Source organism: Marinobacter sp. OP 3.4 (genome assembly GCF_036224885.1).
GTDB lineage: Bacteria > Pseudomonadota > Gammaproteobacteria > Pseudomonadales > Oleiphilaceae > Marinobacter.
Genome location: NZ_JAVVLT010000032.1, coordinates 239,433 through 260,449, shown reverse-complemented (window position 1 = coordinate 260,449; position 21,017 = coordinate 239,433). Strand labels below are relative to the sequence as shown.

Below are 21,017 nucleotides of genomic sequence, written 5' to 3'. Positions count from 1 at the left end.
ACAACATGAAAATCAGTAGACAGGCCTACGCCGACATGTACGGCCCCACCACCGGGGACCGAGTCCGCCTGGGCGACACCGAACTGTGGATCGAAGTGGAAAGCGACGCCACCCACTACGGCGACGAAGTCAAATTCGGCGGCGGCAAAGTCATCCGCGACGGCATGGGCCAAAGCCAACGGGCCGACGACACCGTCATGGACACCGTCATCACCAACGCCCTGATACTCGACTGGTGGGGCATCGTCAAAGCCGACGTCGGCATCCAGCAGGGCAGAATCGCCGCCATCGGCAAAGCCGGCAACCCCGACACCCAACCCGACGTCCAGATCGTCATCGGCCCCGGCACCGAAGTTATCGCCGGTGAAGGCAAAATCCTCACCGCCGGCGGCATCGACGCCCACATCCACTTCATCTGCCCCCAGCAGATCGACGAAGCCCTCATGAGCGGCATCACCACCATGCTCGGCGGCGGCACCGGCCCGGCCACCGGCACCAACGCCACCACCTGCACCCCGGGCCCCTGGCACATCGGCAAAATGCTCCAGGCCGTCGACGACATGCCCATGAACATCGGCTTCCTCGGCAAGGGCAACGCCAGCCTGCCGGAATCCCTGGAACAACAGATCCGCTATGGCGCCATGGGCCTCAAACTCCACGAAGACTGGGGCACCACCCCGGCGTCCATCGACAACTGCCTGACCGTGGCCGACAAGTTCGACGTGCAGGTGGCCATCCACACCGACACCCTCAACGAGTCCGGCTTCGTGGAAGACACCCTGGCCGCCTTCAAGGAACGCTGCATCCACACCTACCACACCGAAGGTGCGGGCGGCGGCCACGCCCCGGACATCATCACCGCATGCGCCAAGGACTACGTACTACCGTCCTCCACCAACCCCACGCGGCCCTACACCGTGAACACCATCGACGAGCACCTGGACATGCTCATGGTCTGCCACCACCTGGACCCCAACATCCCGGAAGACGTGGCCTTCGCCGACAGCCGCATCCGCCGCGAGACCATCGCCGCCGAGGATATCCTCCAGGACATGGGCGTGATCTCCATGATCGCCTCCGACTCCCAGGCCATGGGCCGCGTGGGCGAAGTGGTGTGCCGCACGTGGCAGACCGCCCACAAAATGAAAACCCAGCGCGGCCTGCTGCCGGAAGATGAAGAGCGGGGCGCCGACAACTTCCGCGCCAAACGCTACATCGCCAAGTACACCATCAACCCCGCCATCACCCACGGCATCGCCCACGACGTGGGCTCCATTGAAGTGGGCAAACTGGCGGACCTGGTACTGTGGAAACCGGCGTTCTTCGGCACCAAGCCGTCCACCATCATCAAGGGCGGCATGATCGCAGCGGCACCCATGGGCGACCCCAACGCCTCCATCCCTACACCGCAGCCGGTCCACTACCGCCCCATGTTCGGCGCCTTCGGCCGTGCAGCCAGCCAGACCCGGCTCAGCTTCGTCAGCCAGGCCGCGCTGGACGCGGGTATCGGCAAGGAACTGGGCCTGCGCAGCATGCTCTCTGCCTGCAAAAACGTCCGCACCGTGCGCAAGGGCGACCTCAAACTCAACGACGCCTGCCCGCACCTGACCGTGGACCCACAAACCTACGAAGTGCACGCCGATGGCGAACTGCTCACCTGCGAGCCCGCCACCGAACTGCCGCTGGCCCAGCGCTACCACCTGTTCTGAGGAATGACCCAATGCTGGAACTGACACAACGCATCGAACCCATGGAACAGGCGGAAATCCACGACACCCTCACGCTGCCGCTGGAACTGCGCATCCGCGGCCGCCTACGGGCCACCACCGACACCGGCCACGACGTCGGCCTGTTCCTCGACCGCGGCCCGGTGCTGCGCAGCGGCGACTGCCTGCAAGCCGACACCGGCGAAATCATCCGCATAAAAGCAGCCGACGAGCCGGTAGTAACCGCTCACATCGACGCGGGCCTGCCCCTGGCCAAGCTCTGCTACCACCTGGGCAACCGCCACGTGCAACTGGCCATCGGCGTCGAGGGCGACGGCAAAGGCTGGGTTCGCTTCCCGCCGGACCACGTGCTGGAAGAACTGGCCGAACGCCTGGGCGCCAAACTGGAACACCACCAGGCCCCCTTCGACCCCGAACCCGGCGCCTACGACAAAGCCGGCCGCGACGGCCACAACCATGGACACAGTCACGGCCATAACCACGACCACAGCCATGAACACGGCCATAGCCATGCGCACTGACACCGACCCACAGGCCGACCTGGCCCTGCTGGGCCTGATGCAACTGGTCAGCCCGGCCCTGCCCATCGGCGCCTTCGCCTGGTCCCAGGGCCTGGAAAGCGCCTTCGAACTGGGCTGGGTCAACAACGAGGCAGAACTGGGAGACTGGCTGGAAGGCGTCCTCGACGACGGCCTCAGCCGCTGCGAACTGCCCCTGCTGACCCGACTGCAACAGGCCTGGGCCGAAGGAGACGTGGCGACCATTAACCACTGGAATCAATGGCTGCACGCCACCCGGGAAACCGCCGAACTGGTAGACGAAGACACCCGCCTGGGCACCGCGCTGCTCACCCTGCTGCGCAACCTGGACCTGGCCCCGGAACGGGACCTGCTACCGGCCACCCCGGGCTACGTCACCCTGTTCGCCTGGTGCGCCCACACACGCAATGTCCCGGTCCGCCAGACCCTGCTCGGCTTCGCCTGGTCCTGGCTGGAAAACCAGCTCGCGGTCGCCTGCAAGGCCCTACCGCTCGGCCACACAGCGGCCCAGCGCCTGACCGAACAACTACGGCCACAACTGGTGGACGCCGTCGACAATGCCCTGGCAAGAACCGACGACGAACTGGGGCCCATATTACCGGGCCTGGCCCTGGCCAGTGCCTTACACGAAACACAGTACTCCCGGCTATTCCGGAGTTAGGCAATGAAGGAGGGCTGCACCAAAGTCCGAAGGCTGTGGGCCGAGATCCCTTTCCGGGACCTTCAAAAACAAGGACGTTTTTGAAGAGCCTCCATGGACGGATTCACGGCGTGTCCCGGAAAGGGATATCGGGTCGCAGCCCGCCCGGAGCTCGAAAAGCAGCCCCCGAATCCCAAACAACGAACACCGAATTAGGAGCATCACAATGAAACATTGTTTGAGAGTTGGAGTAGGGGGCCCGGTAGGCTCCGGCAAAACCGCACTGCTGCGCCAGCTGTGCCTAGCCCTACGAGACCACTACAACATCGCCGTCGTCACCAACGACATCTACACCAGAGAAGACGCCGACTTCCTCCTAAAACACGAGGCCCTGTCAGCCGACCGCATCCTGGGCGTGGAAACCGGCGGCTGCCCCCACACCGCCATCCGCGAGGACGCCTCCATGAACCTCGCCGCCATCGACGACCTCCAGAGCCGCCACCCGGACCTGGAACTCGTCCTGGTCGAATCCGGCGGCGACAACCTCAGCGCCACCTTCAGCCCCGAACTGAGCGACCTGACCCTCTACGTCATCGACGTCTCCGCCGGCGACAAAATCCCCCGCAAAGGCGGCCCCGGCATCACCAAATCCGACCTGCTGATCATCAACAAAATCGACATCGCCGAACAGGTCCACGCCTCCCTCGACGTCATGGATCGCGACAGCAAGAAAATGCGCGGCGAACGCCCCTTCGTCTTCACCAACCTGTACGACGGGGTAGGGCTGGAAGAAATCATCAGCTTCATTCTCGAGAAAGGCATGCTGCCGGAAAGAAGACCCAACAAACAGGCCGAAAGCGCATAAGCCAAACCGGGACACGAATTCAGATAACCAGGAGTAAACCATGAAACTGACCACCAAACTGCTCACCACCGCCGCCCTGCTGCTGACCGCCACCGCTGCCGTCGCCCACCCGGGCCACGACCACGGCACCAGCGGCTTCACCAGCGGCCTGCTGCATCCACTGCTGGGTCTGGACCACCTGCTGGCCATGGCCGCCATCGGCTTCTGGAGCGTGCGCCAGGGCAACATCATGAAAAACGCTACTCCGCTGTTCGTGGTAGGCGGCATGATCCTGGGCGCCGGCCTGGCGTTCGCCGGTATCGCCCTGCCGGGCGTTGAGACTGGCATCGTCCTGTCAGTCATCGTCGCCGGCATCCTGATTGCCGCCATGGCCAAACTGCCTACGGCTGTAGGCGCGTCCCTGGTGATGGCCTTTATGGTGTTCCACGGCTATGCCCACGGTACGGAAATGCCTTCGGGCGCCATGCTGGCGGCTTACCTGGCCGGGTTCTCCATTGCCACTCTCGGCATTACCTTTGCTGGTCGTGGCCTTGGCGCGCTGCTGATGAAGGCTGACAACCGGGTTGCCCGTGGTGTGGGCGCTGGTCTTGCTGCTGTGGGTGGTTACCTGATGGTGGGGTGATCGCCTGGGAAAACCGGTTTTGAGGTTTTGGCCCGTCCTGGCTTTGCTGGGGCGGGTTTTTTGTGGTGCTAAAGCTGTAAATTGATTGCCGTTTTACAATTTTTTTCAGACAGGCCTGGCGACATGTTCTAGAGTGGAGTGAACTATAAGTAACAATCCCGACCTGGACGAGAAAATGGACTTGACCGTCGTACTGCAGCCGCTGTTGGAACACCTCTGGTTCCTCGTTCCCCTCTTTCTGCTGGTTGCTGTGCTCAGGTCCGCCCGATTCAAGGGCTGGGTGGGTGAGGCCATCGTTAACCTGTCGGCTCACTTCCTGCTCGACCGCAAGACCTACCATCTGATACGCAATGTGACCCTGCCCACTGAGGATGGGACGACCCAGATTGATCATCTGATTGTGTCTCCGTATGGGGTTTTTGTGGTGGAGACCGGTAACAGTTTGCAGATTGTACGTTTATCGACAGTCAAGATGTAAATTGGCGCTTTCGGCTAATGGGTGATTTGCTATTTGTTAAAAGGTTAAGATATGATAAATACTGATCTTTGGAAGCGATCAGCCCCTTATTCAATTACCTCTTTGCCAACGTGGCCATGCCCATTTTGTGGTAAGGAAGCTCTTCGTCTTGACTTCAAAAGTATAAAGTTTAAAACGTCGAAAAGGCAGTTTGATCCCGATAGCTTCAAAATGGACAATTTTGAAGATAATGTATTTCTCGGATTTCTGGGCGTTTTATCTACCGCTATAGAAAAGTCGTCATGGATTCAGTCGAGATTTGTTGGTTTTTTGGATTGTAGCAGCTGTGGTGATAATGTGTGCTTTAGTGGGCGAGCAGAGATATATAAGAAGACTTCTCAAGGAGGCCCCGATCACCCGGCGAGATTGTATCCTGAGTACTTTTCTCCAAGCCTCCCTGTCTTTACTTTAAACGAGCAATATCCAGAAGATGTAAGAAAGCTTTTGTTGAAATCGTTTTCGCTGTTATTCTCAGATCCAGCTTCGGCGGCAAATATAGTAAGACGTGCTATTGAGTTGCTTCTGGATAACCTAAAGGTTGCAAAAGTTAACTCTAAAGGGAAAAAAGTAAATTTGTACCATAGGATCGAGTTTTTTGAAAAACATTATCCAGAATTAAAAGGCATTTTACATGCGATAAGGTTTGTCGGTAATGAGGGAAGCCACTCTGGTAGTGTTTCGAAAATCGATCTGATAGATTCTTACGAGATTGTAGATTATGTTCTAGACGAACTCTTCTTGAGATCAAAGACTAGATCGCGAGTTAGAAGTCTATCTGAGAAGATGACTTCATCATTCGGAAATAGTTAACCCATGCCGGGAATTACTTGAAAGGTTTTTGGTGTTTTCCACATTCCGTTTCCTGTCAATTTTTATAGGAACTTTATGAGTTATTTGAGATCATTTCTTAGTTGGATTTTCTCGTTAGGAGAGCGAGAGAGACCTGTCAAAGACGCTGCGGAAAAACTTCAAATGAGTATGAGGGTAACTGCAAAGTGTAGATACAATGCCGCGGTTCGTCTCCAATGGCAAGGAAAGTTCGCGTTCTTTACTACAACGGTTCTGTCATTGGGTTTGATTTTTGTTCCTTTGGTGCAAACTTCGGGTGTAAATTTGGCATTTGAGCCAGACGTTCTTAACATGATGCAGATTTTTCTCGCCGTTTCGGTGCTTGTGTACTCGGTAGTTATCGGGACCGCTAGATATGACGTTAGAGCTGAAACGCTCACGGAGTGTGGAGATAAGCTGAAAGAGCTGATTCGATCGATTGATAAAGATCGAGAAGTGAAGGCACAATTAACTGAAGCTGATCTGAGTTCTTACCAAGAAAAGTACTCAGATATTACAACAGATACGGAAAATCATACTAGGAGTGATTATCAACTCGCTACCTTGGAAATGGAGCGCGACTATTTTTACACTGGGCTTGTCAGGTTGAAAATTTATTTATTAGCACACTTCCAGAGATTGGTGCCTTTTTTGCTCCCTTTTTTGCTTTTAGCAATTGAAGTGGTGTTCATTGCTGACATGATAGGCGTCACTAATTATTTTCCGGTATATCTAAATGGCGACGCAATAGAGACGTAAGTTCTATCGTTTAGCTAAAGGGCTGGATATCAGCGTCCATTTCTCTAATTTCTTTGCGTACGATAGTCCAGAACGTTGCCTTTATCTCTTCATCGCTAATGTCAAGGTCTTCAGGTTTTACGCCTTGGTGTGTGGCAACTATTAAAGCCATTTCGTTAACGTCATATTTATCAAAATTTGGAAAGTACTTATTTCTCCATCTATTGTGATTTATCTCATGCCACGCTCGTGCGAATCTTTTCAGTTCAATGCTTACATTGAAATGATTGCACAAAGATTTCACAATATTGTCTAGATGAAATAACGTTTTCTGATCATCAATTTCTGAAAAGAAAAATAACCAGCCTCGACCTTTGTTTTCTGATATGCACCCCGTTATTCTTAAGTTGACCTTCCATTGTAGAAGGCCTAGCGATTTTCTTTTCGAATTCTGATAAGCGGTAAATAAACCTACCAGAGAATCGATCAATTTTTGTTTAGAGGCTTTGCTTGTGGTGGCCAGCGCTTTAAGGTTTTCTGTCGGATTATAGCGATAACCCAAATATGAAAACTCATTCGTTATAGGGACGCTTAAAGACTTATCCGGTCTCTTTTGAGGATCATAGACTTGTAGTCCAATGTTCTTGCAGCGCTTTATTACATTTTCGCTTATATCCTGAGCGTCTTTGCTACTGCAAAGAATCAAAACGTCATCGACGTATCTTTGGTAAAAAAAATTATCTTTTTCCTGAAAGTGTTTATCTACGTTTCGTAGGTATAATGCGGCTAAGATGTTGGATATTGGTAGGCCTTGAGGTATACCTAACTCATTCTTTCTAGATTTTTTCGTGCTTTGTTCGATGGCTTTTTCTATCAGGCGTAGTGCTGGCCCGTGCCTGATGAATTTTCGAAGGTTTCGGTTCAATATTTCATGTCTTATGCTAGGATAAAAATCCGCAACATCAAGTTTTACGACCCAGTCGTACGGGTTGTCATTTATCGAAGCTTTTATCTTTTTTGTGATTGACTGAGGCAAAGGCTGTTCTATCTTATCAGATAGCCTTTTCTGAAGAAATTGGTTTAGGGCCTTCAGTATTAGTCTGTCCCGGATTGTTGGAATGCAAACTTCTCGCGGGGTCTTGTTCTCGCCTTTGCTTATCAATTTTTGCTTGTATCTTGTAAATTGATATTTTCCGTTGAGCACCCTATTTCGAGCGGCGATTATATTATTCTCTAGGTCGGTCTCGAAAGTTTTAGTTGAAATGTTATCAACGCCAGTAGATCTACTTCCTGAAATTTCTTCGTTATATATTAGTAAAAGGTTTTCTTTTGAAAACGAATTTTCAAAGTCTTTTTTTATCGTGTTCATAACGAGGATTGTTTGGTTTTGGTTGTGAAGTAGGGTTGGAATGCTATTCCATGGGTGGAATTAATCGCTTTTTAAGTGCTTTGGCGTAAGAGCGAAATTAAGTTTTGAAGTACTCTAGGGCACGTTAGTTTGGACGCTTAGCGCCTGCGTAGTGCAAGCTTTTCGACATTGTCGAAAAAGTGAAATTTCACTTCTGTATTAGTGTCTCCCATCTACGCTCGGGCAGAGATGGGTGTTCCGCTATGCGGAGTGCCCTAGAGTGGCATCAACGGTAACATGACCAAAATTTAAATGCCACGCTGAATCTTTTTGTGGACATAGATGGACGCTTCCCCGACGTCAAGTTTGCCTGTCGATGAAGCGAGTGGTTCACGGACATATATCCGGCGTCGTGTCTGGGGCGTCTTGGCAACGCGCCCCGCGCCTTGATGAGATCCGACCCCGGCAGCCTATACAGGCACTCGTGCTGCGACGCGACTTGTCCAATGTTCAGGCTCTTGCCAAGGCCGGGTAACCGGTTGCTTCATCCGTTGGCTGGTGTAACCCGGTGAGTTCTGGATCCTGGTTGTGGGTTTCGCTGTCAGGTGACAGCCTTGTGAACGTCGAATGTCTCGTCGTACCGAATCACGCCAGGCGATTCTCACGCTTTCGTTGGCCAGGGCGACGATGGCCTATGCCCCCGTCGCTTCTTAATAAGGGCAAGTAGCCAACGGGCTAAGGGATCGTCACGGTGTTTCGCTCGTCTCATGATCGCTCTGGCCCCGTGAATTAACAGCGCCCTCAGTTCACGGTCCCCGTTTTTACTGATTCCCAACAATCGTTTCGTCGTCCCTGAGCTGTGCTGGCGAGGCACCAGACCAAGCCAGGCGGAGAAATCGCGTCCGCACCGGAATTGTTTCCCTGAGCCTACGGCAGCAAGTAAAGCTGCCGCTACGATCGGGCCGATACCGGGCACACTCTGTAAGCGCTTCCATTCCGGGGAATGCCCAGCCTGTTGGGTCAGACGCTGCGTGAGGTACTCGATTTTCCGGTCCAGCACACGGAGGTCGTCTGCCATCGCAGCAATCATTTCTCGGGCTACATGGGTCAGTTGATTTTCCGCGTCCTCCAGAGTGCGGGGGAGTTGGGTGCGCAACTGTCTCAACGAGGGTGAGAATACCAGACCGTATTCCGCGGCAATGCTACGGATTTGGTTGGCCAGTGCCGTGCGATTTCGGATGTGTCTACTACGTAGGCGCTGGAGCAGCTGTAGGTCTTGCTGCTCAACGGATTTCACCGGAACGAAGTGAATCTCCGGACGTTGAGACGCTTCGCAGATCGCACGTGCATCGCAGGCATCCGTTTTGTTGACTCGTAGAAAGGGTTTGACGTGCTGGGGCGGAATCAATTGGACCGGGTGGCCTATTTCCCGGAGGGTGCGCCCCCAGTAGTGTGCGCTGTAGCAAGCCTCCATCACCACGGGTGTTTCTGGATACTTACGCAACTCCGCCAGAAGCTTCTCCCGGGTACGTTGGCGGTTGAAGACCACCTTGCCGGCCTGTTTTACGCCACAGATCTGAAAGACGTTTTTTGCCAGATCAATACCTATCAGTTTAACTTGCATTGTGACGCCTCCTCTTTCGAGTGACTGGGTATGACACCACAAGTTTGGCGCATCGCGACGCCGTGTCGAGAGGGGAGGCGTCCATCTCATCAGACACTGCTAGAGGTCCGCAGTTGCCAAGGCTCAACACAATGTTCCAGCGGAGACCGGAAGAGGACGGCTTGCCCATCAGTGACGAGAGATCCAGAAAACCGGGTTCATCGGAACCTGCCGCCCCATCCTTCGATCGGTCCGACAGGCGCTTGCGCCAGTTGCAGAAGCTGGCATAGTCAATGCCTTCCTGTTTGCAAAATTGTGGCGCTGACAGACCACTGTAACGCTGCTGATTGACCAGGGCCTGCCACTGCTCGGGTGTGCGGTGCTTTCTCATAGGGGTAACCTCGTGTTGGAAAATGTGAGGTTACTGTAGGGCGAATCTCAGCGGGGTGGCAGAACGTCGCGGAATGAACGCTTACACTGCAGGGAGAACGCTGTGGCCGAGTCCTTCTTCAACAGCCTGAGAAGGGAACGGATCGGAAAGCGGATCTACAAAACCCGTGACCTGGCCAAGGCGGATGTGTTCGACTACATCGAAGTGTTCTATAACCGGCTTCGGCGTCATACCCATCTGGGTGGCGTCAGGCCAGAGGCCTTTGAACAGGCCTCCGTTTGAGGCTGGGGTTTGTCATACGTATCGAGGGAAGTACAAGACCAAGCGTGTAAACGGTAGAGTCCTAGCGAATAATGAACTTAAAGCACATTCTGTATGTCACACAATGGTAGCTTGTGGATTTTGTCTTGTTCGACCTATCGTCACAAGTCTATGAGGTTATGGCTACAGACCGTGCTTCAGGAATCCTGACTATACCGGTCCAAATATCAATAGACAGAGACAATCTAATTCCTATATTTAATGCATAATTGCTATGGTTGGCTCTGCATGTGCACGAATCGATGTTTCTTTTCGATTTTTCTTGAAGTTGGTCTACGCTTATCTGAGAATCGTATCCCCGCATAGAAAATGCTGTTGATGGTAAGTGGACAGATACTCATACCCATACTATCTTCAGGAAAAAGGAGAAAGGTAGCATGAGCATCAAAGACTGGTTCATCGGATCTGAATCAGAGTCCAAGAAACAGGAATCCAAGCGCCTTTATGACGTTGTAGAGAATTTCCAGCCTACGATGAGGGCCGTTGGGTGTTACGCTGTAACTATGGATCCCACCGAGGGGCGGGAGACCGCGAGGATTCATGGGCAGGACACGCCGATGAGCGTCGAGGACTAACTAGACCATCAAACAGGATGATTGCCCTCCTACTGGTTCCCATACTGGTCTGTGGCTACATCGTAGCCACAAAGCATCCTTGGCATTCCCTTATATTGCATCGATTTGAGGGGCAGCTTCTTTACCTCCATTGCGCCAGACACGGTATCCTTTGCGTTGCAGCAGGCTTCGCCATACTTGTGTTATGGCAAACGATAGTCCCTTCGCAGATCAGCATTCCCACCTTTTCAAATCCTTTTACCAGTAGCGGAGAACCTATTGGGCCATTTGATGTTTCGATTGATCTAGGTAGGTATTTGGCAGAACAATTCTCAGCTTGGGCTCCAGAGAACGCGAATAATAAAGCTCAGGAGAACATCCTTTACGCTCTTGAAAAGGATACGGCAAAGCTTGCCTGGATCATAGAAGGAAGTATTAATTCCCTAATTGCTGCCTATGTATGGTGTGCTTTTTCGAGAAAACGCGGCACCATGAAGACTTTTGCAATAGGCCTGAAGGTGGCAAGAGACAAGGCCAGTAAAGATGGCGTCAAACTCTCAGAATCCGATATAAAAAAAATAAGAAACTCTGCGTCCAGGGAATACACCATATATCTTTATGGTGAATTAGTGAGAGATGAGCCAATGCTTGAGTGCCTGTTTGAATCCTTCTTAAAAGGTGTTGTAATCGTACTCTGCATGGATAGCAGAAAGGTGTTCGTTGGCCGCGTAGTTTTCATGGGGGAACCTAATGAGTCATCCGGGATGGACAAAGAAGTGACCATAGTTCCGTTCTACTCAGGCGTGGAAGAGCAAGTCTCCCTTCAGGTAGACATTAAAAGTGATTTGTCGAAGGTAGAGACAGTTACTTTGAAGCAAGAAAAGCTGGTGTATGCACATTATTACAAGCCAGGGTTTCAGAATAACACCGGGATTCATGAAGATCTCCCGAATGCGTCAGAGGCAACAAGAGGGCGAGGGAAATCGGTTTGATTACATGCAATAATAGATCTCATACTGGCGTCGACAGATCACAAATCAGAAGCAGTGAATCAGAAGGATAGACACCTCAGAGGAAAAGCCGCTCGATCTACCGATCCAAGAACCCGGGGAACGCTGAATCGACCGTCTGGTGAGGGGCAACAGCTCGGTGATGGACCAATCCCGACCCACAATGGTTAGTTTGGCGGCTGTCAGGCCGAGTCTAGCCCTGGCGGTAGCCAAGGAAGGGAGTTAATTGGGAGAGGAAGGGGCATCAGGCCGCCGATCGTCGCCGATCCAGATGATCACGACGATTGGCCTGATACCGATCTTCAAACTCGGTAGCTTCGACAAGCCATTCTTCGGTGGTCAGCCCCAGCCTTGTCAGGATCGGCGGTTGGTTCTCCGGTATATGGCCCCGCTTGTTGGGACGGATGATCCGCCCGGTATAGTCCACCAGTTCCAGGTAATCGTTCAGGCTGAACAGGATGCCCTTTTGCGGCTCGTTCCTGACTGCGTCTTCGAAGTTCAGCAGCGGTTTCAGGGGCAGTGGAAACTGCTTCAGGAAAAGCTGTTCGCTCTGTGTCTGGATCGCTTCTGACAGATTGAACCTCGGAGCGATCCGTTCCTGGATACTGGTGTGATCGGAGTTTTCCTGTGTCTCCGCCAGGGGAGCCCTAATTCGCTTCTGATCGACATACACTACGCAGCTCAGATAAGTGGATCTGTCCCGGTGTTCGGTTATGTGCTAATTTAACTTGGAAGACGCCACAAACGACTATGATGAGAAATGGATAGCCTAAATGCCCTGAAAGAAGCCACGAAGAATCTTCCTCAGGCCAAATATGCTTGGGGTCTAATTGCTCTTTCCATTGCTGCAGCTTTTGCTATTAATCTTCTTGGATCCAGCAGAGCTGCATTAATTGCAGTCTCCCTTGCAGGCATCGGTTTTGTCGTAGTGGGACTTTCTTGCATCGGCCTCGAAAAGCAGAAAATTTCACGAGCTCCGGCTTCTGTAATCATATGGTGTATTACTATCACCTTTGCTTTGTTTCTAGCTTTTACGGTCTCTGCCTTTTCTATATCTAAACCATGCAATTGGGTTCGTTTTTTGAAAATTGCAACCTCAGACTGTAAATCTAAAGAAGAAACCGAGAAGTATTTGGGTGAGGCCGAATATTATTTGCTCTCAAGAAATTTCAGCATGGCGTCTGATTTCTATCAGAAGGCAATCAATGTGTCGCCGAACAATTATAGAGGGTATTTGGGGTTGGCGCGAACCACATTTTATCAAGGCAGATTTTATGAATCTAGATCAAATTACGAAAAAGTTTTAAAATTTATGGGTGACGATTATAGGCCACTATATGGAATTGCAATGACTTTAGATGCTACCGGCCAATATAGAGAAGCACTAGATTATACTGAGCGTGCTTTAGACGCTATAATTTCTGAGAAATTGCATAAGAATGAAAGTATAAAAACGAGCATTATTTACGATCTAGGATTGCTTAATCTAATATTATGGATAGAAACGGATAACGAAAGTTTTTACCAAGCATCCAAGAAAAATTTTTCATGGGTTCTAGAGAGAGCTCCAGATGATCGCTGGTCACTATACGGGATGGCGTGTTTAGAAGCTCATAGATCTGTTTCAGCGCCAAGGTCAACGGCCTTAGCTGTAAAGCAAAAGGCGTTATCATACCTTGAGTCAGCTAGAAATCTTTTAGATAGCTATCAGTCTGAAAAGGGAGATTATCAGAATGATTTATTTGATACGTTGATGAGTTATGAGAGTTGGGCTATGGAGAAAAGGAAAGCTGGCGAGCCGATAAGATGTGAGGCTTTGGTAGATTTGTCTGCTCGCCAGAAGCAATAAATTTTATGCATACAAAAATACATCATTTTGGCTATAAGTTGTTGTCAATCGATCTCAATAATACACTGTATCGATGGTAATTTCATATTTATAGTCGCCTCCCGGTCCTTCGTCAGGGCTTGGGCTCCCACAAGGTGGGTCGTTACATGCCCACGCTTGTGTGGAAAGAAGTCCAGTAAATAAAATTACTGCAAAAAATATAAATCTCTCCATATCTCCTCCCGATATAATTATGGCACTGCCTGCATATAAGAGTTGGATATATGTTTTTACGGCTCCACGGAACATCTTAAATCTGCGAGGAGTCAGTGTTTTTCATAGATCCAAGGCCTTTTAAGCAAGAGTGATGCCATGATAAGTTTTATTGATGTTTTTCGGTAGTTTATTGATGGTGAAAAACTTTAAAGATATCTAACTGTAAAATACAGTGACGCTATAATTAGTTTTTTATATATACATGTCGCAGAATAGTTGGTATAAATCAAGGTAAATCAGGGACAGAACATCAAATCAGGGACAGACACCGTAGAGGAAAGGCCGTTTGATCCGTCGGCCGAAGAATCCCGGCGAAGCTGGATTGACCGTCTGGTGAAGGCCAATAGCTGTAATACGGGCCGATTCGGCCCAAAGCGCTCAATTTAGCGGTTTTCAGGTCTAGTCTGGCCCTGGTAGGAGTCAAAAGAGGGGTTAGTTGGGTAGGGGCTGCTTTATGTCAGGCCGCGGATCGTCGCCGATCCAGATGATCACGACGATTGGTCTGATACCGGTCTTAAAACTCGGTGTCTTCGGTAAGCCATTCTTCGGTAGTGTCAGCCCCAGCCTTGTCAGGATTGGTGGCTGGTTCTCCGGTATATAGCCCCGTTTATTGGGATTGATGATCCGCCCGGTGAAGTCCACCAGTTCCAGGTAATCGGTGAGGCCGAACAGGATACCTCGTTGGGTCTCATTCCTGACGGCGCCCTCAAAGTTCAGTAGCGGTTTGAGGCGGAGGGGAAACTGCTTCAGGAATAGCTGCTCACTTTGTGTCTGGATAGCTTCTGACAGATTGAACCTTGGGGCGATCCGTTCCTGGATACTGGTGTGGTCGGAGTCTTCCGGTGTTTCAGCCATGCCTGCCCTGACCGGATTCAGGTCCACGTAAGCCATGCAACTCAAGAGGGCCTGTTCCGAAAGCAAGGCTTGTGACTTGAATCTCGACTCCCAGAAATGCCCCGAAAACCGGGACTGAAAACCGGGACAGATCTATTTTCCACGCGCCGGTCCTTGAAAGTTTGGCTTCGCTCGCACTCAAGCCTTTCTCTGTAGGCTAGAACACAAATCCCCAGGCACAGGACGGATCCTGTGCCTTGACTCCACAAGGCAAGGAGAAGCCAAATGCCCCGTCAGGCTCGGGTGATCGTGCCCGGACTTCCTCATCATATCGTCCAGCGCGGCCACAACCGCCAGGCCGTGTTTGTGGAAACTCGCGACTATGAGTACTACCTGACGAACCTCAGAGAATGGAAGATAACGCTTGGTCTGGAGGTATACAGCTATTGTCTGATGACCAATCATGTCCATCTGGTGGTCCGCGCGACGGATGACCTGTCCGCCATTCCCCAACTGATGAAGCGTCTCGCAGGCCGCCAGACTCGTTTCGTAAATAGTATGGAAGGGCGGAGTGGTTCCTCGATGAACCGCCGACCCTGGCCAGCCTCGGGCAAACTCCAGAGGATCGGGTTCAGAACTATTGTGACTTTGTTGCCGACGGTGCCAACTCAATTTCCGATGGTTTGATTCGTCAGGCAATCGATCGAAACAAATTGACAGGTGGTGAACGATTTATTGATGAGGTAGAGCGGCGTACTGGTATTCGCGTGGAAATGCGTGGTCCTGGGCGCCCGAAAGGTGAGAAAGAGGTCTGTCCCGGTTTCGCGCTGGTTGCACGATCAGGGAGGACCCGATGGTCCGACTTTAGGCCTGGGTGGGGCGGTGTAAGTAGATAGGGGGGGCGACTCCTGCCGGGTCAGCCGGGCCCTTCCTTGCCCACCTGATCCTTGTCGAATTGCGCGTGGGTACCGTCGCAGTAGGGCGCATCGCTGGTGTGCTTGCACTGGCACAGAAACGCGTGGCCGTCTTCTTCGGCAACGAAGCTTTGGGGACTGAGACCGGTACCCTTGTGGGAACCATCGCAGAAGGGTTGATCACTGGAACGCCCGCAGGCGCAGAACATGTACTTTTTGCCTTGCTCGAGCGTGACCTTGCTGGGCTTGTTGTCTGCAATAACAGGGTTGCTCATGATCCGCCTCCTTATTGTGTCCAGAGTGTACGGCCCTACTGTTGATGCGGATCGGCCCATCTCCTCTTAATGCCGTGGATTGTCCTTGTCCGGAGTCGGCGCTTCCTCGGACGCATTGTCATCCGGGGTGAGGTAGTAGTCCTTCTTCTCGATGGTGACGACATCCGGGTCTTCAATGCGGTTCCTGCGTTGGCCGCGATAGAGCCAATAGGCCACCCCGGCGATGATGATGAGCACAATGAGCCACTTCATGTCCGTTTTCCCCGAACGGTGGTGTTCCTTATATTCAGGCACTGCTTGCCGTGGTCGTCAATAAACAGGACGTGGGTTCCTGGCCGCTATCGACAACTGGGGAAGGTCGTACACGGGCCTTTGCCTATTGCGAATTCGCCGCCGCTCCGGCCTGGTCAGCCGTCAGGCAAAATCATACTCCCCTCCCTTCTCAAGCCCACGCTGATATGCCGGCCGGGCATGTACCCGCTCCACCCAGGCGGTGATGTTGGGCCGGTTGTTGCCGACGATGCCCCGGGCGACGGAGGCTTCCAGAGGGAAGCTCATCTGGAAATCGGCTGCGCTGAGGTCGTCACCCAGGAACCAGGTATGCTGCGCCAGATGGGCTTCCACAAAGTCCATGTGGGTGTCGATCATCGGGCCGATGAAGGACTGATTGGTCTTGTCGGCGATGCCCTTGGCCACGGGCTTGATGAAGAACGGCATCGGGCTGGTTTTGACCTTTTCGAATACCAGGCGCATCAGCAGCGGCGGCATCAGTGAGCCTTCGGCGTAGTGCAGCCAATAGTTGTAGTCGAGCCACGCCTGGCCGCTGTCGGGCGGGGGCATGGTGTCCTTGCCGTAGGTACGGGCCAGGTAGTCGATGATAAGGCCGGACTCTGCCACCACCAGGTCACCGTCGGTGATGACCGGCGATTTACCCAGCGGGTGTACCTTCTTGAGGCTTTCCGGAGCCTGCATGGTCTCGGGATCGCGCTCGTAGAACCGGATCTCGTAGGGTACGCCCAGTTCTTCCAGCATCCATAGAACCCGTTGTGAGCGGGAATTGTTCAGGTGATGGACTGTGATCATGCAGGTACTCCGTTGGCATCAGTGGAATGAGCAGGTTAGCAGACTCGTTGGTCAATGGCTGGCTGCGATCAGGGAAAGGCGTCTGTTACGGCGCTATAGGAGGTCGTTGTTGGCACTGTTATTCTGGAAAACCAATCCATCAAGACAGAGGACAGGATCATGAGCCTGAAAACCCTGCAGGAGATTGTCGCGGCCACCAAGGCCTCGGTGCACTGCCTGACACCCCAGGCGGCCAGGGAGCTGATGGCTGACAACAGTGATGCCCTGGTGATCGATGTGCGTGAGCCCGGCGAGGTTAGCGAGAAGCGCCCGTCCGGTACCATCAATATCCCCCGGGGCGTGCTGGAGATGAAGATCACCGAGCATACGACGGATCCGGACCAGCGTATCCTGCTGCACTGTGCGACCGGCGGGCGCGCAGCCCTGGCCGCCGCGGCCCTGGAAAACATGGGGTTCCGCAATGTCAGTATTATTGACTGCTCCTGCGACGACCTGATCGCGCAGTTGGGCGCGGCTTAGCGGGGGAGTTCACCTCCCGCCGAGTAACGTCCGGGCACGAGGGGAAGCGGCGCAACCGCTTTACGTCTGGCTGTCCTGATACCGCCTGTGCAGTTCCCGAACGGCTTCCGCCATCACCGGGAACGGACCTTCCACGGGCACACCGGGCACAACCGTATGGATGGGAAGCATTGCGACGGGCGGCGGCGGGGCATGCATGTCGTCGAGCCAGGCCGCGAGTTGTTCGGAGGAACTGGCATAGACAATGCGGCCGAGCCCGACCCAGCCGTGGGCAGCGGCGCACATGGGGCAGTGTTCACCTGAGGTGTACACCGTTGCCGCCGCCCTTTCGTCAGGCGTCATGTTGGCGGCCGCCCAGCGGGCGATGGCGAATTCAGGGTGCTGCGTGTCATCGCCGCCGACGGTGTGGTTATGATCTTCAAACCGTGCGTCGCCGTGCTCATCCACCAGCACGGAGCCAAACGGTGGATTGCCGGTCTCCAGGGCCCGGGTCGCCAGCTCAACGCAGCGCCCCAGGTGTTTCATATCGTCTTCGTCGATCATGAGTGCCTCCGGGTGTCGCCAGACATCGTGTCTGGTCGGGCGATGATCCATCCGCCTTTGATCCTGCAAGACAGACCTTCGGAAATCAACAACGCGCCCGCCCGGACTTTACGTTGGACTCCCCTCCAATACCCACCGGCATGGCAGGCCCGTCATGAGCGATACCCCCTTGACCCAACTGCTCGAAATGGATGGCAATAAGGGATAGGCACTGCTAGAGAAGCGCACCTTCGTCCATCGGCGCAGATTGGCATAGAGAGGTCACTAGCCTGGCTGGCGGAGTCCAAACGCTCGGTAACAGGCAAATCGGGCCCATATTGATCGCTTTTGCGGTTTTCAGAACGAGTCTGGCCCCGGCGGGGATGCCACTGATAGGTTCGGGTGGGGGAGTCGGGTCCAGGTCAGGCCGCTGATCGTCGTCGATCCAGATGATCCCGTCGGTTGCTCTGGTACCGGTCTTCAAACTCCGTGGCTTCGGTAAGCCATTGTTCGGTGGTCAGCCCCAGTCTTGTCAGGATTGGCGGTTGGTGCTCTGGTATATGGCCCCGTTTGTTGGGACGGATGATCCGCCCGGTATAGTCCACCAGTTCCAGGTAATCGCTCAGGCTGAACAGGATACCTCGTTGGGTCTCATTCCTGACGGCGCCCTAAAAGTTCAGTAGCGGTTTGAGGGGGAGGGGAAACTGCTTCTGCCATCATGGACAGACCCCCGAGAGGAAAACACAATTGATCAGCCTATGGTTTTCCAGCAGAATACCCCACGAAGGCAGGAGGCCGCCTAAGCACCGCCCCACTGATCAAGGAAAGACAGGATGACCCGATTCCTCGCCGCTGTATTGATATCACTTGCGCTTATTGGTCCCGCCTCAGCCGAGGACAAAGAGGTGGTTGAGATTACCATGATCTTTGAGGAATACCGGCAAGCATTTGCAGAATCCAGGTTCCTGGACGCTGCTGGCTATCTACACCCGAGGGATGTAGGCGCGTTCCGGGAGTTTGCTCTGCCCGTTCTTATTGAAGCAAGGCGAACATCTCGGCATAAGGGACATCCTATTCTGGAATCCTTCTTCGACACGATACCCTTGGAAGACACTGGGGAAGCCTCAGACCTCGAAGTACGGGCGGCGTTCGATCAAGCACTCACCTCCTATCTGCCATACATATTGGACTCCCTTGATGTGGACAACATCGACAACATGTCGGTAGAGCTTCAAGGTGATGACAGCGCAGTGGTGAGATACGAGCTGCATCACAGTGGCATTGAACAGGTGGTAGAAGATACGCTTGAGAAGCTTGATGGCAGATGGCACATGCTGATGGTCGTCCGGCCCCGAGAACATGCATCAGCGCTCAGGGAGATTTTTGACCTGGCTCCCTAGCCGCCCACAGAAAGGAGAAAAAGGAAGGGACAAGCCACAATCAGGGACAAACACCCTAGAGGACGAAGGTCAGGGCTCTCTAAGTCAACGCAATTACTCGGGAACGCTCAGCGTCTCGCCGTCAGTCAGATACAGGTCATCCCCATCCCATCCGTCATAGACTTGCGGGTCGTCCAAATCGAACGCTGAGCTGCCCGAGTACTCAAGGGGGCCTTCATACCATATGGCGCCCGTCTCCATGGCATACACTACGCCCCGGTAGTCGCTGTTCCCTTTGTCGATCTGAACGAAAACACCACCGTCTGTGCCGCCTACCCAGACGGCTGATTTCGGAACGTTATCCGGGTGGTCGGGAGCTGAGTCGGATACCGGGGTGCAGGCTAATACGGCGAATGGGATTAATAGCATTAACATCGTTTTCATTGGGCAACCTCTAATATGCGGTCTTCGTTCCTTGATTAGACGAAATCGAGCGCCAGATATCGCTTCTTTAACCCACCAGGCCGATTCACTCCGGGCTTGAAGGCCAGTGGTTTTTTCCAACCCCTGTCACGTTCAATAGTTAACCTGCAACGCTTTTTATGGATGAAGCGGAACTCAATGGTTTGATCGCCAACGATGTTAAGGCCTTCCAGTGTGCCGTTTGCCAAATAGCCACCGAATTCCAGCGAGTCCAGGACTTCCGCGTTGCTGGCTATCAGGTAGATGCGCAAGGTTTCCTCGTAGGGAACGTCATCCGTGATAAACAGCAGGTGGCGCCCGTCGTCTACCTGGTATTGGGCTTCAATCAGAGCGCCTTTTAGCGGGGCGCCGAACGGCTGATCGTCTTTCATCAGCTGAAGACAAGGGATTTGGCTGTTGTCGGAGCTTTTGATGAGCTTGGACGAAAACTGATCTGTTGTTTCCATTAGGCTCATTGCGCGCGCTGTTTTGCCTGCTTCTTCAACATCGACTTGGCCCCGAGGCCAATGCCCAGCCAGGTAACGCCGTAAAGGATCAGGGTTACGATAATGCTGACGCCCAGCATGATATCGACCAGTTCACTATCGAGGTCGTCCAGCAGGAGCTGCCGCTCCATGGCGCTGAGAGCCAGCCATAAGATCAGGCTGATTTGAACAATGGAGATGGCCACGCCAGCGGCGGTGAAGGCGCCAGCGAGTTGATGACGTTCCTTCCGGGTGGGTGCGCGGCTTTGTTCCCTGGCGAATATCTGCCCGGTGAAAACGGCGATCAGTATGACCATGGCGATACTGGCGCCATTGCTGCCCGGCAGGTCAAAAACAGTATTGATGGTAAACATCAGAACGGATGCCGCGATCATTAGGCCAGCATAGAAAAGGGTGTAGCGAACAATCATGGTGCTCTCCTCCTTGAGCAGTATTTTCCGTCATACTGTTACACAACTAGCGAATAACCCCAAACCGCATCAAGGATGCCCATGCAGGCCTGGCCCCGGCGAGCTGGCATTGTTCAATAACATCTGAAGGCGGCTCACCTGGCTGTGCCTGGCGTTGATTTTCAGTACAGGAAGTTTGTTCATCGGGTCACGTCCTATCACCATCCTATGGCTGTAGCGGACTCTGGATTCTTTCCTGATCCGCCGGGCTTGTCAACGGAGGTTGCCAGGGGTGAGAGTCAGTGGCCTTTTGGCCGTGACGGTCAA

The 21,017-nt window shown here is 53.2% G+C and carries 25 protein-coding genes and 2 pseudogenes; 15 read left to right on the top strand and 12 right to left on the bottom strand.

What is annotated here, in order from left to right; genetic code table 11:
* Positions 1–5 precede the first annotated feature (5 nt).
* The 8 genes from ureC to RO069_RS06380 all read left to right on the top strand — a co-directional run bounded on the left by ureC (position 6) and on the right by RO069_RS06380 (position 6,497).
* Entirely contained in the window at positions 6–1,709 is a 1,704-nt protein-coding gene (gene ureC / locus RO069_RS06415; protein WP_328186072.1) for an urease subunit alpha, read from the top strand.
* A gap of 11 nt (positions 1,710–1,720) precedes the next feature.
* Complete coding sequence (gene ureE / locus RO069_RS06410; RefSeq protein WP_328186071.1) at positions 1,721–2,248, top strand: urease accessory protein UreE; 528 nt, start codon at positions 1,721–1,723, stop codon at positions 2,246–2,248.
* Positions 2,220–2,927, top strand: a complete 708-nt coding sequence (locus tag RO069_RS06405; RefSeq protein ID WP_442915344.1) for an urease accessory protein UreF — start codon at positions 2,220–2,222, stop codon at positions 2,925–2,927. The genes ureE and RO069_RS06405 overlap by 29 nt, the downstream gene beginning before the upstream one ends.
* Before the next feature lie 205 nt (positions 2,928–3,132).
* Positions 3,133–3,771, top strand: coding sequence for an urease accessory protein UreG (ureG, locus tag RO069_RS06400; protein WP_328186070.1), 639 nt, complete (start codon positions 3,133–3,135; stop codon positions 3,769–3,771).
* 40 nt (positions 3,772–3,811) lie between these two features.
* Positions 3,812–4,393 (top strand): HupE/UreJ family protein, encoded by a 582-nt coding sequence (locus RO069_RS06395; protein WP_328186069.1) that lies wholly within the window; start codon positions 3,812–3,814, stop codon positions 4,391–4,393.
* 175 nt (positions 4,394–4,568) lie between these two features.
* The gene (locus RO069_RS06390; RefSeq protein WP_328186068.1) at positions 4,569–4,871 is read left to right on the top strand and encodes a nuclease-related domain-containing protein; all 303 of its coding nucleotides are present in this window, start codon (positions 4,569–4,571) and stop codon (positions 4,869–4,871) included.
* A 51-nt stretch (positions 4,872–4,922) separates the two neighbouring features.
* Positions 4,923–5,720: a DUF4145 domain-containing protein gene (locus tag RO069_RS06385; RefSeq protein WP_328186067.1), complete on the top strand. Its 798-nt coding sequence runs from the start codon at positions 4,923–4,925 to the stop codon at positions 5,718–5,720.
* Positions 5,721–5,795: 75 nt separating this feature from the next.
* On the top strand, positions 5,796–6,497 hold the full coding sequence (locus RO069_RS06380; RefSeq protein ID WP_328186065.1) for an SLATT domain-containing protein: 702 nt from the start codon (positions 5,796–5,798) through the stop codon (positions 6,495–6,497).
* 10 nt (positions 6,498–6,507) lie between these two features.
* On the opposite strand, the gene RO069_RS06375 is transcribed toward RO069_RS06380, so the two are convergent.
* The 3 genes and pseudogenes from RO069_RS06375 to tnpA all read right to left on the bottom strand — a co-directional run bounded on the left by RO069_RS06375 (position 6,508) and on the right by tnpA (position 9,818).
* On the bottom strand, positions 6,508–7,845 hold the full coding sequence (locus RO069_RS06375; RefSeq protein ID WP_328186064.1) for a reverse transcriptase domain-containing protein: 1,338 nt from the start codon (positions 7,843–7,845) through the stop codon (positions 6,508–6,510).
* 580 nt (positions 7,846–8,425) lie between these two features.
* Positions 8,426–9,448, bottom strand: a pseudogene (locus RO069_RS06370) (IS110 family transposase).
* Positions 9,438–9,818 (bottom strand): IS66 family insertion sequence element accessory protein TnpA, encoded by a 381-nt coding sequence (tnpA, locus tag RO069_RS06365; RefSeq protein ID WP_328186063.1) that lies wholly within the window; start codon positions 9,816–9,818, stop codon positions 9,438–9,440. The pseudogene RO069_RS06370 and the gene tnpA overlap by 11 nt, the downstream one beginning before the upstream one ends.
* Before the next feature lie 72 nt (positions 9,819–9,890).
* Between tnpA and RO069_RS06360 the strand changes: the two are divergent.
* The 3 genes and pseudogenes from RO069_RS06360 to RO069_RS06350 all read left to right on the top strand — a co-directional run.
* Positions 9,891–10,100, top strand: a pseudogene (locus tag RO069_RS06360) (IS3 family transposase); the annotation flags it as partial.
* Positions 10,101–10,516: 416 nt separating this feature from the next.
* Positions 10,517–10,714 (top strand): hypothetical protein, encoded by a 198-nt coding sequence (locus RO069_RS06355; protein ID WP_328186061.1) that lies wholly within the window; start codon positions 10,517–10,519, stop codon positions 10,712–10,714.
* Positions 10,715–11,010: 296 nt separating this feature from the next.
* Positions 11,011–11,685 carry a hypothetical protein gene (locus RO069_RS06350; RefSeq protein WP_328186059.1) on the top strand — a complete coding sequence of 225 codons (675 nt, stop codon included), beginning with the start codon at positions 11,011–11,013 and terminating at the stop codon, positions 11,683–11,685.
* Between the two features lie 262 nt (positions 11,686–11,947).
* On the opposite strand, the gene RO069_RS06345 is transcribed toward RO069_RS06350, so the two are convergent.
* On the bottom strand, positions 11,948–12,376 hold the full coding sequence (locus tag RO069_RS06345) for a hypothetical protein (protein ID WP_328186057.1): 429 nt from the start codon (positions 12,374–12,376) through the stop codon (positions 11,948–11,950).
* An 87-nt stretch (positions 12,377–12,463) separates the two neighbouring features.
* Between RO069_RS06345 and RO069_RS06340 the strand changes: the two genes are divergently transcribed.
* On the top strand, positions 12,464–13,552 hold the full coding sequence (locus RO069_RS06340) for a tetratricopeptide repeat protein (protein WP_328186055.1): 1,089 nt from the start codon (positions 12,464–12,466) through the stop codon (positions 13,550–13,552).
* 687 nt (positions 13,553–14,239) lie between these two features.
* Here RO069_RS06340 and RO069_RS06335 read toward each other — a convergent pair.
* Positions 14,240–14,698 (bottom strand): hypothetical protein, encoded by a 459-nt coding sequence (locus RO069_RS06335; protein ID WP_328186054.1) that lies wholly within the window; start codon positions 14,696–14,698, stop codon positions 14,240–14,242.
* 228 nt (positions 14,699–14,926) lie between these two features.
* Between RO069_RS06335 and RO069_RS06330 the strand changes: the two genes are divergently transcribed.
* Positions 14,927–15,328 carry a transposase gene (locus tag RO069_RS06330; RefSeq protein WP_328186053.1) on the top strand — a complete coding sequence of 134 codons (402 nt, stop codon included), beginning with the start codon at positions 14,927–14,929 and terminating at the stop codon, positions 15,326–15,328.
* A gap of 229 nt (positions 15,329–15,557) precedes the next feature.
* Here RO069_RS06330 and RO069_RS06325 read toward each other — a convergent pair whose 3' ends face one another.
* From RO069_RS06325 to RO069_RS06315, 3 genes are all read right to left on the bottom strand, one after another.
* Entirely contained in the window at positions 15,558–15,830 is a 273-nt protein-coding gene (locus RO069_RS06325) for a CDGSH iron-sulfur domain-containing protein (protein WP_328186051.1), read from the bottom strand.
* A 66-nt stretch (positions 15,831–15,896) separates the two neighbouring features.
* The gene (locus tag RO069_RS06320; RefSeq protein WP_328186050.1) at positions 15,897–16,082 is read right to left on the bottom strand and encodes a hypothetical protein; all 186 of its coding nucleotides are present in this window, start codon (positions 16,080–16,082) and stop codon (positions 15,897–15,899) included.
* A gap of 162 nt (positions 16,083–16,244) precedes the next feature.
* Entirely contained in the window at positions 16,245–16,913 is a 669-nt protein-coding gene (locus RO069_RS06315) for a glutathione S-transferase (protein WP_328186049.1), read from the bottom strand.
* A 159-nt stretch (positions 16,914–17,072) separates the two neighbouring features.
* Here RO069_RS06315 and RO069_RS06310 point away from each other — a divergent pair, with 159 nt between their 5' ends.
* Entirely contained in the window at positions 17,073–17,432 is a 360-nt protein-coding gene (locus RO069_RS06310) for a rhodanese-like domain-containing protein (protein WP_328186047.1), read from the top strand.
* Positions 17,433–17,492: 60 nt separating this feature from the next.
* Here the strand turns inward: RO069_RS06310 and RO069_RS06305 are convergent, their stop codons facing one another.
* Positions 17,493–17,975, bottom strand: a complete 483-nt coding sequence (locus tag RO069_RS06305) for a nucleoside deaminase (RefSeq protein ID WP_328186045.1) — start codon at positions 17,973–17,975, stop codon at positions 17,493–17,495.
* Between the two features lie 812 nt (positions 17,976–18,787).
* Between RO069_RS06305 and RO069_RS06300 the strand changes: the two genes are divergently transcribed.
* On the top strand, positions 18,788–19,354 hold the full coding sequence (locus RO069_RS06300) for a hypothetical protein (protein WP_328186044.1): 567 nt from the start codon (positions 18,788–18,790) through the stop codon (positions 19,352–19,354).
* 93 nt (positions 19,355–19,447) lie between these two features.
* Here the strand turns inward: RO069_RS06300 and RO069_RS06295 are convergent, their stop codons facing one another.
* Genes RO069_RS06295 through RO069_RS06285 form a run of 3 tightly spaced genes read right to left on the bottom strand, consistent with a single transcriptional unit; the run spans position 19,448 to position 20,711 of the window.
* On the bottom strand, positions 19,448–19,777 hold the full coding sequence (locus RO069_RS06295; RefSeq protein WP_328186042.1) for a hypothetical protein: 330 nt from the start codon (positions 19,775–19,777) through the stop codon (positions 19,448–19,450).
* 35 nt (positions 19,778–19,812) lie between these two features.
* Entirely contained in the window at positions 19,813–20,262 is a 450-nt protein-coding gene (locus tag RO069_RS06290) for a hypothetical protein (protein ID WP_328186041.1), read from the bottom strand.
* A gap of 5 nt (positions 20,263–20,267) precedes the next feature.
* Positions 20,268–20,711, bottom strand: a complete 444-nt coding sequence (locus RO069_RS06285; protein ID WP_328186040.1) for an ABZJ_00895 family protein — start codon at positions 20,709–20,711, stop codon at positions 20,268–20,270.
* Positions 20,712–21,017 lie beyond the last annotated feature (306 nt).